At 57.4% G+C, this 13,346-nt stretch carries 12 protein-coding genes and 1 tRNA gene; 4 read left to right on the top strand and 9 right to left on the bottom strand.

Annotated features, from left to right (window positions below):
- Positions 1–31: 31 nt before the first annotated feature.
- From Q8N00_09515 to purM, 3 genes are all read right to left on the bottom strand, one after another.
- Positions 32–107, bottom strand: a tRNA-Ala gene (locus Q8N00_09515).
- A 101-nt stretch (positions 108–208) separates the two neighbouring features.
- Positions 209–883, bottom strand: a complete 675-nt coding sequence (purN, locus tag Q8N00_09520) for a phosphoribosylglycinamide formyltransferase (protein MDP2383028.1) — start codon at positions 881–883, stop codon at positions 209–211.
- Positions 873–1,910 (bottom strand): phosphoribosylformylglycinamidine cyclo-ligase, encoded by a 1,038-nt coding sequence (gene purM, locus Q8N00_09525; GenBank protein MDP2383029.1) that lies wholly within the window; start codon positions 1,908–1,910, stop codon positions 873–875. The genes purN and purM overlap by 11 nt, the downstream gene beginning before the upstream one ends.
- Before the next feature lie 159 nt (positions 1,911–2,069).
- Between purM and Q8N00_09530 the strand changes: the two genes are divergently transcribed.
- Positions 2,070–2,792, top strand: a complete 723-nt coding sequence (locus Q8N00_09530) for a DUF4197 domain-containing protein (GenBank protein MDP2383030.1) — start codon at positions 2,070–2,072, stop codon at positions 2,790–2,792.
- A 52-nt stretch (positions 2,793–2,844) separates the two neighbouring features.
- Here the strand turns inward: Q8N00_09530 and Q8N00_09535 are convergent, their stop codons facing one another.
- The 3 genes from Q8N00_09535 to Q8N00_09545 form a co-directional block, all read right to left on the bottom strand.
- Positions 2,845–4,239, bottom strand: coding sequence for a sigma-54 dependent transcriptional regulator (locus tag Q8N00_09535; GenBank protein MDP2383031.1), 1,395 nt, complete (start codon positions 4,237–4,239; stop codon positions 2,845–2,847).
- A 69-nt stretch (positions 4,240–4,308) separates the two neighbouring features.
- Complete coding sequence (locus Q8N00_09540) at positions 4,309–6,648, bottom strand: ATP-binding protein (GenBank protein MDP2383032.1); 2,340 nt, start codon at positions 6,646–6,648, stop codon at positions 4,309–4,311.
- A gap of 110 nt (positions 6,649–6,758) precedes the next feature.
- Complete coding sequence (locus Q8N00_09545) at positions 6,759–7,154, bottom strand: DUF1844 domain-containing protein (protein MDP2383033.1); 396 nt, start codon at positions 7,152–7,154, stop codon at positions 6,759–6,761.
- Between the two features lie 269 nt (positions 7,155–7,423).
- Here Q8N00_09545 and mazG point away from each other — a divergent pair, with 269 nt between their 5' ends.
- The 3 genes from mazG to Q8N00_09560 all read left to right on the top strand — a co-directional run bounded on the left by mazG (position 7,424) and on the right by Q8N00_09560 (position 10,241).
- A complete protein-coding gene (mazG, locus tag Q8N00_09550) occupies positions 7,424–8,302 on the top strand; it encodes a nucleoside triphosphate pyrophosphohydrolase (protein MDP2383034.1) in 879 nt (292 codons plus the stop codon).
- Positions 8,295–8,912, top strand: a complete 618-nt coding sequence (locus Q8N00_09555) for a hypothetical protein (protein ID MDP2383035.1) — start codon at positions 8,295–8,297, stop codon at positions 8,910–8,912. Before mazG ends, Q8N00_09555 begins: the two co-directional genes overlap by 8 nt.
- A gap of 297 nt (positions 8,913–9,209) precedes the next feature.
- A complete protein-coding gene (locus tag Q8N00_09560) occupies positions 9,210–10,241 on the top strand; it encodes a hypothetical protein (GenBank protein ID MDP2383036.1) in 1,032 nt (343 codons plus the stop codon).
- Between the two features lie 251 nt (positions 10,242–10,492).
- Here Q8N00_09560 and Q8N00_09565 read toward each other — a convergent pair whose 3' ends face one another.
- From Q8N00_09565 to hemH, 3 genes are read right to left on the bottom strand one after another with little or no spacing between them, the layout of a single operon-like run.
- Positions 10,493–10,888: a hypothetical protein gene (locus Q8N00_09565; protein ID MDP2383037.1), complete on the bottom strand. Its 396-nt coding sequence runs from the start codon at positions 10,886–10,888 to the stop codon at positions 10,493–10,495.
- A gap of 28 nt (positions 10,889–10,916) precedes the next feature.
- A complete protein-coding gene (gene hemG, locus Q8N00_09570; GenBank protein MDP2383038.1) occupies positions 10,917–12,368 on the bottom strand; it encodes a protoporphyrinogen oxidase in 1,452 nt (483 codons plus the stop codon).
- The gene (gene hemH / locus Q8N00_09575; protein MDP2383039.1) at positions 12,365–13,315 is read right to left on the bottom strand and encodes a ferrochelatase; all 951 of its coding nucleotides are present in this window, start codon (positions 13,313–13,315) and stop codon (positions 12,365–12,367) included. Before hemH ends, hemG begins: the two co-directional genes overlap by 4 nt.
- Positions 13,316–13,346: the final 31 nt, after the last annotated feature.

A 13,346-nucleotide genomic window follows, 5' to 3' on the forward strand; every position in this document is an offset into this window, starting at 1 on the left:
AAGAGGAACAAACGACACAGCTAGCTTGGTTTGGTGGAGGGCAGGGGAATTGAACCCCCGACCCCTACGTTGCGAACGTAGTGCTCTCCCAACTGAGCTAGCCCCCCACGCAACCAACCGACAACCGGCGAGACGAACGCCTCACCAATCGACGCATTATACACAACCATTCCTTGAGACTCTACCGGAAGTTCGTTCCACGACGGAGTTAGAATGGGCCGATCACCGCATCGCCGACCGGCTTCCCCTGCTCGATCAACACACGGCGCCCCTCAACCAGCAATCGCCCTTCGGCGAAGAGCTGAACCGCTCGCGGGTAGAGCTTGTGTTCCTGGACAAGAATCCGAGCCGCCAAGGTGTCGGAGCTATCCTCGTCGAGAATCGGCACCGCCGCCTGCAGAATGATCGGTCCTTCGTCCACACCTTCCGTCACAAAGTGCACGGTACATCCAGCAAGCTTACAGCCCCACTCGATCGCTTTCTTCTGCACATCCAACCCCGGGAACGAGGGCAACAGCGACGGATGGATATTCATCATGCGGTTGGCGAAGGCCTCCACCAAAACTTTGGTCACGATCTTCATATACCCGGCTAGTAGTACCAACTCCACGTCGTGCTGCCTGAGCACATCGAGGAGCGCGAGATCGTACGCCTCGCGGCTATCGGGTCTGCCTGCATAGGGTTTGGGATCGATAAAAAGACCGGAGAGTCCGTGCCGGCTGGCTCGTTCGAGCGCCGGGGAATCTTTCTTATTGCTGATGACGGCGACGATCCTGGCCTGAACGGTCCCCGCTTCAATCGCGTCGATCACCGCTTGAAGATTCGATCCGCGCCCGGATGCCAACACGGCGACTCGCAGCGCATCCGTCCGCTTAGTCGACATACTCCACCAATGGTCCATCGCCGGTCGATGACACGATGGTCCCGATCTGACAGGCCGGATCGCCCAACGCCGTGGCCCGCGCAATAACCGCCTCAGCAGCCGACGCCGGCACCACGAGAATCATCCCGATCCCCATGTTGAAGACACGATACATTTCTTCCCGTTCGACCTGTCCAAGCCGGGCAATCGCCTGAAAAATAGGCGGCATGGTCCAGGCACTCCGTTGCACCTGAGCCCGGACACCGGAGGGAAACACGCGCGGGAGATTTTCGGTAATGCCACCGCCGGTGATATGGGCGATGCCCTTGATGGGATATTCCTGAATCAACGTGAGAACCTGTTTGGCATAGATTCTGGTCGGTGTCAGTAAGACATCCCCGAGCGGCCGATCGAGTTCCGGCAGGCGACTGGTCATGTCCAGCTTCGCCTTGTCCAACAAAGCCCGGCGGGCCAGGGAATAGCCGTTACTATGCAAACCGGTTGAGGCCAGTCCAATCAGCACATCGCCCGGCGCGATGCTGCGGCCATCGATCATCTTGGGCCGATCCACCACGCCGACGGCGAACCCTGCCAGGTCATACTCGCCCTCGGCATAGAAGGACGGCATCTCGGCGGTTTCTCCGCCGATCAAGGCGCAGCCGGCCTGGCGGCAGCCCTCAGCGATCCCCTTGAGCACAGACTCAGCCTTGGGAACAGCCAGTTTCCCCGTCGCGAAATAATCCAAAAAGAACAGCGGCTCCGCGCCGCTGACCACGATGTCGTTCACACACATGGCCACCAGATCGATCCCGACGGTATCGTGGCGATCCGTGAGGAAAGCAATCTTGAGCTTCGTCCCGACTCCGTCGGTGCCGGAGACCAGGACGGGCTCGGCATAACGATGGGCCTGCAGCCGGAACAATCCCCCGAACCCGCCGATGTCCGTCAGGACTTCAGGACGGAATGTGGAACGTACCAACGGCGAAATACGGTCGACGAATTCGTCGCCCGCATCAATATCGACTCCGGCATCTCGGTAGGTTGTCATAAGAGGGCGCATCTTAGCGGACGACCCTTGCAGAGGTCAACGCACAGATCCCCGATCGCAGAAGAAGACATCAGGCCTAATTTCGCCTATACTGTCCTGGCCCCTTGATCACAGGGCATACAGATGCGACTTCCCCTCATCTTACGAAGGAACAGGCCTATGCTCTATCGCCTTGCACTCATTGGATGGCTCCTCCTCACCCTTCCAGCCTGTGCTGAACTTGACCAATCGTTGAACGTGCTCGGGCTCCCATCAGGGAAAGGCCTCCTGGACGAGAACAGAATCGCCGCGGGCCTCAAGGAAGCCCTGCAGATCGGGACCGGAAACGCGGTGAATGTGACGGGTACGGTGGATGGCTACTTTCACAACCAAGCGATCAAGATTCTGATGCCGGACCAACTGCAGGCCTTCGAGAAAGGACTCCGTACGTTTGGCTTCGGTCCGAAGATCGACGATTTCGTCATGAGTATGAATCGGGCTGCAGAACGGGCCGCACCACAGGCTAAACAGATTTTCCTGGGAACGATTCGAGAGATGTCCTTCGCCGATGCCAACCAGATTCTAGAGGGAAGTCAGACTGCTGCCACCGACTACTTTAGAGGCAAGACGACCGAGAAACTGACCGCCGCCTTCCGACCGGAAGTAGAAAAAGCGATGAACGACGTCGGCGTGACCAAGCAATACAAAGAACTGGTCGGCCACTTCAAGGCTATTCCGTTCGCCAAAAGCGACTCCGTCGACATCGATCGCTACGTGGTGGGAAAGAGCCTCGACGGCCTCTTCCTCATGCTCGCCGAGGAAGAACGGAAAATCAGGACGAACCCTGCCGCACGGGTCACCGATCTGCTGAAAGAGGTCTTTGCAAAGGCCGGTCGCTCCTAAGTCCCCGCACAACTCCAGCACAGACCCCCAAGACTGCCTCTGCAATGTCCCTCTAAATTTCCGGCCGCATCTCCACTTCAAGCAGCTTGATCTTCCGGTGGAGATGGCTCCGCTCGATTTTCAAATCTTCCGCCGTACGGGAAATGTTCCAATGGTGCTCGCGCAGCTTTCGCCCAATATAGTCCTTTTCAAACGCATTGCGCGCGTCCCGAAGCGAGTCATACGACTGAGTAAAGATCGGATTCACTGCAGGAATGGCCGCATGGCTCCCCGACCCGCCTGGGCGCGCCTGCAACGAGTTGGCCGCCTGTGCCGCCTCAATGACCGGTCCCGGCACCATGATCATCAATCGCTCGATCAGGTTTCGTAGCTCCCGAATGTTCCCCGGCCATTCATATTGCTGAAAGACCGCCATCGCATCCGGTGCGATGTCTTTACTCCGCAATCCCTGCTCCTCCGCATGGACCCTCATGAAATGGCGAATAAGCAGCGGGATATCGTCCCGGCGCTCCCGGAGAGGCGGCACCACGATCGGCACGACGTTGAGCCGGTAGAAGAGATCTTCGCGAAACGTGCCTTTCTCGATTTCTTTGAGCAAGTCCTTATTGGACGCGGCTAAGACCCGCACATCCACCTTGAGGAGCTTCGTTCCTCCGACACGAGTGAATTGCTGTTCCTGTAACGCCCGCAAGACCTTCGCTTGGGTGCTCAGGCTCATGTCGGCGATTTCGTCCAGAAACAGCGTCCCTCCGTCCGCCTGCTCGAACTGTCCGCGTTTCATCGAGGTCGCGCCGGTGAAGGAGCCCTTTTCATGCCCGAACAATTCACTCTCGATCAAGGTCTCAGGAATGGCCGCGCAGTTCACCGCCACAAACGGTCGAGCGGACCTGGCACTCTGCATATGAATCGCTCTGGCGACCAGTTCCTTCCCCGTCCCGTTCTCTCCTCCGATCAACACCCGGCTATTCGTGGGGCCAGCCGTCTCGATCAATTGCCGCAGCTGTTGCATCGCGAACGACTGTCCCACCAGCTCGAACTTCCGTTGAACCGTCGTCCGGAGCGTCCGATTCTCTTGCTCCAGCCTATATTGGTCTAACGCATGTTTGACGCGGAGAATGACGTTCTCGAGCGACAGGGGCTTTTCAATATAATCGTAGGCCCCCAGCTTGATCGCCTTGACCGCCGTTTCAATCGAGCCATGCCCGGACATCATCATCACTTGTGCCGTCGGCGCCAATTCCCTGATCCGGCGCAAGGCTTCCATGCCGTCCATTTCAGGCATCCAGATATCGAGAATCATGAGGTCGGGCGGGTCCAGCGTAAAGGCGCGCAACGCCTCCACGCCGTTCTTCGCCACCGCAACCTCATACCCTTCATCCCGCAGAATACTGCTCAAGGATGAGAGAATCGCCTCTTCGTCATCTACCACTAAGATCGATGCAGACATGAATCCCCCGTAAAACGTGATCGATGCTCGGCGAGGCGACGCGCGTCCTGCCTCTCAGCACTTCTTCAGCTACACCGGTAATTCGAACGTGAACACGGCCCCTTTCGGCTGGTTCTGGCCGGCCTGGATCTGTCCGTCGTGATCGGTAATGATGCGCCGCACGATGGCCAGCCCTAGCCCTGTCCCCGTCTTCTTCCGTGTAAAGTATGGCACAAAGAGCTTCTCCTGGTCTTCCGGCGCAATCCCCACCCCTTCGTCCGCCACGCTCACCACGGCCCGCCGACGCTTCGTATCGTACTTGGTCGACAGCCACACCCGCCCTTTTTGCTGCATCGCCTGAATCGCATTGTCGAGCAGATTGACCATGACCCGCTTAAGCTGCTCCCGGTCGAAGTTGAGCGACGGGAGGTCTTCATCCAGCGCCACGACCAACTCAATATCCTTATGGCCTCCTCGATAAAGTGTCGTGACTTCATTGATCACATCGTGAAGCGACTGATGCGCCATCTGCGGAGTCGGCAGCCGGGCAAACTTCGAAAATTCGTCGACCATATGTTTGAGGCTCGTCACTTCATTCACGATCACGTTCGTGGTCTCATCGAAGATCGCATCGAAGTCCGGCGACTTCTCGTAATATTTCTTCCGTAACCGCTGCGCGGACAATTGGATCGGCGTCAACGGGTTTTTGATCTCATGGGCCACCCGCCGCGCCACTTCCTGCCAGGCCGCCACCTTTTGCGCTTTGATCAACTCTGTCAGATCTTCGAACACCAGCACGATACCGAGATCCTTATTCGCCTCATCCTTCATACGCGAACCATGAAGCCCAATGGTCAAAAATCGTCCTTCGACCTCCATCGGTCCCTCGAGCGCCAGCGTATCGCGCTGATCGGCCAACATCCGATCGTAGACCGTCTGGAACAGACCGAGGCCAAACTCCTTGAACGCCTCATTGGCCGGTCTGCCACGGAGTCGATCCGCCGCAAGCCCGAGGATCCGTTCACCGGACGGATTGAAGTTCGTGATCAGCCCGTGCTTATCGATGGACAGTAAGCCCGCCGCAATCGTATCGACCACGGTTTCGATATAGGCACGACGGCGGTCGAGTTCAAGATTGTTGTGACGCAACGAGATATTGGCCTCTTCGATCTTGGATTTGCTCCCCTGTAGATCTGCCGTCATGCGGTTGAACGACTCGATCAACGTGCCGATTTCATCCGTGGCCTTGGCATCGATCCGGACTGAGAGATCGCCTTGCGCAATCGCCTCCGTGGCTTCAGCCAACCGTTGAATCGGCACCGTAATACTCCGCGCCACATAGAATCCAAACCAGGTCGCCCCGAACAAAATGAGCACCGTGATCACGGCGACAAACAGATAGGCCCCGGCCTTGATCGGGTTTTTCATCGCCTTGGTCTGTTTGTATTCGTCGTACTGACGGCCGATGCCTTCCATCTTGGCCAGCAACGATTCGGGAACGAAGGCCTCCACCACCACCACGCCACTGATCTCGCCGCTCCGCCCGGTCGCGGCGATGGGTGCCGCAGCCCGCACCAAGCGCCCGGTTTGGGCCTCCTGCACCGCGTTCACTTCCTGCTTTCCGTTAATCACTTGGAGCACCAGCTGCCCGATCGGTAAATCGAGCACCGATGAGGGCACGTCAGGATCCAGGGCCTTCGTCAGCGTTTCCATTTTGGACGAGAAGACTTCAATGCCGGCCACGCCGAACTCCGCCCGCTTGCGCGCCATGGCCGCCACCAGTAAATCTCGCTGCTCTGCCAGCAGCATATCCTCACGGTAGATTTCATGGCTGATGGCTCTGGCGCTGTTCACCGCCAGGGTAATGTGGCCGGCATGCTGCATCCGCGCCACGTCATACGAATCCCGCATGACCTGTTCGATCTGATCGCTGAACCACACATCGACCGCTTTATTGACCAATCCGCTCGCGACCAACGCCAGGAGCACGGTTGGAATGAGCGAGAAGCCAATGAAGGACGCCACCAATTTAGTTCGAAATCCAGACCCGAAGAGCCGATGCCTTCGTTCGAAGTAGGCCTTGATGAGGTTGCGGGAGAGCAGCAGCAGCAGCACCACAAACCCGATCAGATCGAGGTTGAGGAGCAGGAGCACAAACGCGTAGCTCGTTGTAGGCAGAAAGGAATCTGTTTCCTCGCCGCCGGGAATCACGATCTGGAGATAGTACAGCGTCAGCGCCAGGCAGGGGAGCAGGAAAAGCAGGACAATCCAGACCGGCCGTAAATGCCCCTTCCGCCGTTCAGGCCCAGGACTCGGTCCGGATCGCTGAGAAGACTTCGCCCCGGCAGGAGAGACCTCACCCCCGGGTACGGAACCCGTCACCGTCTTTACCGAAAACAAGGGGCCTGTTTCTTTCGTACGCTCACTCACATCCGGTATTCCCTCTTGTCAGCAACTCGACACAGGAACGGTTCTCTCCGTACGATCCTTGAATCAGGGTAACTGACAGACAGGTCTGGAGTCGACCGGCGGGAGCGGGGCTACGATTTGGCAGTGAGACTCACGTACTTCATCCGAAGAGCGTAGAGCATATCCCGCAGCACCGCTTGTTCTTCTGTCGTGAGGTTGCCCGTGGTCTTCTGCTCCAAGACCGAGAGCAAATCGATAATGTCTTTGGCTTGCGGTAGATTCGGCGGCATCGGAGGCTGCTGAGGATCCAGCTGTTCCCCCATCAACATCATCGAGGAACTGCCCAACGAAATGACGAACGATGAAAAGGAGACGGGAATGCCGGAGCCCTGGGGCGAATCGGAGGACGGCGCATGCTGGTGAGGCTGCGCCTCGGGAGCGGCAGGCGACGTGGAAGCAGGACGGTCTGGGGCGCTCCCTCCCCGCCGATCACGAACGACAAATCCTTCTTCAGATTCCGTAGCCACAGGCTTCTCTCCCGCTCCAGATGCAGCGGCGGTACCCTATCATAGGCCCTCAATCGGCGCAAGACACGCAGAAAGTCGCGCAGCCGATTCGCGCATGGCAACGACTCAGGCAGGTAGAAACCGAGAAGACGTTGCATGGCATGAGCGTTCCTTGTGAGATCATTGACAGTCTTTACACTTCAGCCTTCAGCCTGAACACCTGATAGTAGTGAGCCTCACCAGAACCGGGTATAATGGGCGCCCAACCCTGCGGCAGAAAAAGGATGGCAATGTCTGAACGATTTCACAAACTAGTCGACCTCATGGCGGCGTTGCGCGCCCCGAACGGATGTCCGTGGGACCGCAAACAAACACATGAATCGCTCAAGCCCTATCTGCTTGAGGAAACCTACGAAGTCTTAGAAATTCTGGACCGGCAGGACCGGAAGAAACTGCCGGAGGAGCTCGGCGATGTCTTGCTCCAAGTGCTCTTCCATAGTCAGATCGCCGCAGAAGCCGGCAGCTTTACCATCGAGGATGTGCTGGAGCAATTGGCCGACAAGCTGACGCGGCGGCACCCACACGTCTTTGGAAACGGGGCGGCAGACCCAACCCCGACGAATGCCGACCAGGTGGTCGCGAAATGGGAAGACATCAAACGCACGGAACGGCAGGCGTCTGGCAGACCCGACTCGGTCCTCGACGGCGTACCGCAGATGCTGCCGGCCCTCCTGAGAGCCTACCAGGTTCAAGCACGTGCCTCACGCGTCGGCTTCGACTGGACCCACGATGCCAAGGGCTTCGATCACGTCCTCGGTAAAATCGAAGAGGAGATCCAGGAACTCCGCGTCGCCATCCGCCCCCTGGCATCGAATCAGACAGAGCCCAACGCCAAAACGACGACCGCACGGCAAGAGGAGATCGTCGCGGAGTTCGGCGACGTGCTGTTTTCGCTCGTGAACCTCGCCCGCTTTATCAAAGTGAACCCAGAGGATGCCCTGCGCCAAGCCGTCAACCGATTCGTCGAACGATTCCAATTCATCGAAGCCAGGGCCACCGCGTCGAGCCGAACGGTCGGCGAGCTTTCATTCGAAGAAATGGATCGACTGTGGAACGAAGCCAAACGACAGAAGTCTGCGACCCATACTGAGGAACGCCGCCATGAGTGATGAGCCGAGTCCCTACGAAGAAGGCAAACGTGCCGGAATCCACCCCCTGATCGTCATCTTCAGCATTTTGCTCGGCATTTGGCTCTTTGTCGCCCTGATCGTGCCGAGCTCAAAAAATAAGCAAGCCGCCGGGACAGAAGGACCGGCCGGGCCGATCATCGAAGACCCAGAGGCGGCGCCGGTGCTGTTCAAAGTCCACACCACCGTCCCGGATATGAACGCTATCAGTCTCATCGTCCCCCCGGAAGCGACCGAGAGCCAAGTGGCCGGACTCTTAAAACAGTTTAAACGGGACCGGCTCGCCGGCACCCTGACCGAACTCCTCCCCGCGACCACAGCCGGCCACACCCTCGGGGACCATGCCGTCGCCGACATCTACATTGTCTCCGATGCCCAATATGCAAAAGCCGACGTGATCCGCACCCTGACCAGAGGCGCACATGCCCCCGGCGACCTCTATCCCCAAGCCGTTCCCTTTGAAGTGGCGATGGAAGCTATCCGCGGACATTATCGAATCGATCTCAACAACACCAGTAATCCGGACAGCGCCTCGCTCGGCTTTGCCGATGAGTCTGGGGTGCATTCGAAGCAATATCGAAAAATCTTCTAATTAACCGGCTGCTGAAAAAGTGGGCGGGGCAGCCTGGCTGTCCTCCTGCTCGCGGAACGCGCACGATAAGAATGTGCTCGTTCGACGCGCGCAATCGAGGATCAACCAGGCTACCCTTGAAAGTGAAATAGGGAACTGGGAAGCCGCGCGCAGTTAGAATCATCCCAGCCACCCCTTATGAATTATAGTTTACTGAGGCTTTACTGACAGCCCTTTTGAGCATCCTGCTGGAGTCTTCTTCTGTCGTGTCTTATATGAGGGTTATCGTATTTCTCGCGGTCCAAAATAGAATGAAAGATGTCAAAGCTAACAATGTTTGACCGTGATTCAGCCTTCTCAATGGAAATCAGAGACCCTGCCGATCCTGACAATAAGGCTCCTATTGTCCGGGCGCTTACAATTGAGGATGAGCTGCTACTTTTCAAGACAACCAGCATCCATCGATTGATTACAGCAGATACCATCGACCCCCAAAAGAGCGACCTTAGTACCCGCCATTCAAGCGAGATTCTCTATTCTGTAGGAGCAGCTAATTCATTCGTGGCGAGAATGATTCTGCAATTCAGGGATATGATCGGCCTGGCCATCTCCCAAACAACGCGTGAAAATGAAGTTGTCCAATACGTCTGGGAAGCCAACAAATTGTTGCTGGGATGTGAGAAAGCCTACTTCCATATATATAAACACACGATGGAGTTGATGCCGAAATGCGACGAAATTGTTGAAGCGCACAAAAAGAAACTGGCCATACCGGCAATGCCAAAGATCCCTGATTTGGAGACACACATTTCTGACTTTTTAATAAGCGGGAAAAAGTTCCTGGTATTCGCCTATGGGTTGCTGCATTTATTCTACGGGATGCCCCTGAAGGAAAGGCAAGAGGCTCATTTCGACAATCATCGAAAATGGATAAAGGAAAAGTTGGGCGAAGAACATCCTATACACAAAACTCTGGAGGCTGATGAACCGTGGATTCGTCTGATTGCCGAGTGCAGTAATGCTGTCAGGCATGAAGAAAAGGGATTGAAACTTGAAATCAAGAATTTCTCCCTTCAACCGGGCAACAAGATTGCTTCCGCGGGATGGAGATACGATCTGACGAAAAAGAAACTCGGGCGCCAGGACGAGTATACAGATTTAATATCCGACCTGGATGTAAGAATTTATAACATGCTGACATTTTTCGAAGAGGTCTTGGTTTTTTGCTTACAAGATGAGCTAAAAAAATGTAACAACCAGCTTGAAATATTCCGGATACCGGAAGAGAAAATAAACCCGAAGTATCCCATCCTATATGAAGTTCATCGGAGATCTTCTGCTTCACCATGATGCCTCGCTATCTCTCGGCTTTATCGACGAATCTGGCGTGCATTCGAAGCAGTGTCGAAAAGTCTTCCAGCAGGATACCGAAAGGAATATGTGGGTACGGCAAAAGGCTATTCCCGCAGGCTGCTCAAAAAGGCCGTCCAGCAAGGCCGCAGGCGAGTCGAAACCGGAGGCGTACCCTCAGGGGTACGTTGAGGATTTCGATGAGCTGAGAACGAAGCTGGCGGTCTTTTTCAGCAGCCTGCTAGCCGCGACTACAGTCCGACCAGCTTTGTAATCTCTGCTCTCAACGCTTCTTGTTGTGCATCCGCCCAGGCATCGAGTCGTGGAAACAAATAGGCCATGGGTCCGGTGAAGGGAGCGACGACGGTGTCGCGGCGTTCGGACAACATACCGTCGGCCTCGGCGATGCGAATTTTCTCGTCCGAGATCTGGCGCGATAAGAATTTCGAAATCATCAACTGCTGCCCCGGCGTCCCGACGACGTCCCCTAAGACCTTCCCCCGCACGAAATCCAACTCCTCCGGGATCGCGACCTTTACGCGAATGGCCTGGGCCGTCGGCCACGAGGCGCGATGGATCGAATAGTCGTAGGAGAACACCTGCTCTCGAGGCTCTCGGAAAGGTCCTGTCACATTCGCAATTTGCATCCGGGCATCCATCCTGTGTCCTCGTTTCTTATGACGGTCGTTCTCCGGACAGATAACGCACGACCCGATCGGCCGCAATCGCCCCGTCACGGATACAGTCCGGAATTCCGACGCCCCGATAGCCGGCGCCGGTCAGCACCAGGCCCCCGTAGCGACTGAGGGCCCCCTCGATCTGATTGAGCCGATCGAGATGTCCCAACGTATACTGCGGCATGGCCTTCGTCCAGCGATTCACTTCCACGTACCCTGGTTCCGCCGTCACACCGCACATACTGGCCAACTCTTCTCTGACCCGCGCCACCAACGCCTGGTCGTCCAATTGCAAAATAGCCTCTCGTCCGACTCCGCCAACGTAACAGCGAACCAATAGCTGGTCCGACGGAGCGCGATGGGGCCACTTGAGCGAGGTCCAGGTCGCCGCAATGAGGTCGCGCCCTTCGGCCCGCGGGACGACAAAGCCAAACCCTTCGGCCGCGCCGGAAACTGCCGCACGCGGGAAGGCCATCGCGATCGTTGCCGTGGAGGCATAGGGAATCATCTCCAGCAACCCGCCGGCAATCGGCGTCAGTGGACGGACCAGCTCGGCGGACACATAGGCCGGAGTGGCCAGGACGAGACTGTCCACGGACAGAGCCGAGCCGTCGTTGAGGATGACATCATACATCCAACGGCCGAGCTGGTGGGACCGCACGCGAAGCGCCTCGACGCCGCAGCCGCCCCTCAGCGTCACGCCCTGCTCCGTCAGTCGAGCCACCAGGGCCGTGACTAAATCGGACAACCCGTTCTTGAGACTCACGAACATCGTGCGCTTCGGACCCGCAAGACTGGCCGAGGAGCCGGCCTTCCTGGCCGTCATCATCCCACGAATCACACTGCCATACTGTTGCTCCAACTCGACAAAACGCGGGAACGTCGCCTGCACACTCATCTGCTCCGCATCACCGGCATAGATACCGGCCATCAAGGGTTCGAGCATCCGCTCGAAGGCCTGTCGGCCCATCCGCCGTCTGAAGAACGCTGCCAGCGATTCATCATCCGGTGAGCGCTTCACCGGCATGGCCAGATCCAGTCCCATCCTCGCAAGCCCGGACCAACTCAGCAGACCGCTTCGGAGAAAGGGCCCCAATTGATTGGGCGAGATGACGACCAATCCCTCAGGAAGTTCGCGCAGACGGCCCTGCGAAAACACACAGGCCCTCTTGCTGGTCTCATTGGTATTGATGAGTTGATCGGCCAGCCCCAACTTAGTGCAAAGTTCAACGGCTGCCGTTTTCTGAGACAGGAAGGAATCAGGACCTGCTTCCGTGACGAGATCGCCGACTCGATGAGTCACGATCTTGCCTCCCCAATCCGAAGCGGCATCCACCACCGCGCAGCGAATCGGTATACCGGCGGCGGCCGCTTTTTCGTGAAGGGCATAGGCCGTCGAAAGGCCTGAGATCCCTCCACCGATGACTGCCACTGTACGAGGAGTCGTCACGAGATACTGCAGTGGGATGATTCATGTGCCTTGAGCACCGAGGCGAGCGTATCGATGAGGGCGGGTGAATCGTTCAGCATAGCGATGCGCTCAAGTTGGAGACCACGACCAGCCGCATACTGTTTCAGTTCGATATCGATATCGTAGAGCGTTTCCACATGGTCGCAGAGAAAGCCGATCGGCGCGACCAATACCTGCCGGTGGCCCTCACGCGCCAGCTCATCCACCGCCGACTCCACCGTCGGCCCCAGCCATGGCTCGCTCGACCGGCCCTGGCTCTGATAGGCAAACCGTGTCGGCTGGGATCCCAGCAACATCTTGACGGCATCGACCGTGCCCTTGACCTCGTCGGGATAGGGATCCTTCATCGCGACGATACGCTCGGGAAGGCTATGGGCCGTAAAGAGCACCGGCACTGTCGCTCGTACATCTGCCGGAAATTTCAGCAACGCCTGCCGGATGTTCTCGACGATCCCTGCAATCAGTCCGGGATGTCGATGCCAACTGCCGACGTAACTCACCGGGGCGTCACCCAGCAGCGCAGCCTGTGCCTCTTCGACTTTTTTCCGATAGGCGCCGGTACTCAGCGAGGACTGTTGCGGCGCCAGACAAAGCCCGATGATCTGTTGCGGCCCCTCGCCTAACAGGTCGGCATAGGTCTCCTTGATAAACGGATGCCAATGCCGCAACCCGACGTAGACGCGATATCGCTCGCCACCGGCCTCGTTCAATCGCTGTTCGAGCTTCTTCGCCACATCCTTGGAGATGCCAACCGCCGGGGACTTCCCGCCCGTGGCTCGATACCGTTCCCGAATTTCTTCGACCAGTTCAGGTGGCGTGGGGCGACCGCCCCGCACATCCAGCAGAAACGGCTCCACATTCTCCAAACTATCCGGCCCACCCATGGCCATGAGCAGCACGGCAGTAGGGCGTTTCGATTCAGGCATCGTTCCTCGTCGTCCGTGAAACGTGAAGCGT

This window comes from Nitrospirota bacterium, assembly GCA_030684575.1.
In the GTDB taxonomy this organism is placed as follows: domain Bacteria; phylum Nitrospirota; class Nitrospiria; order Nitrospirales; family Nitrospiraceae; genus Palsa-1315.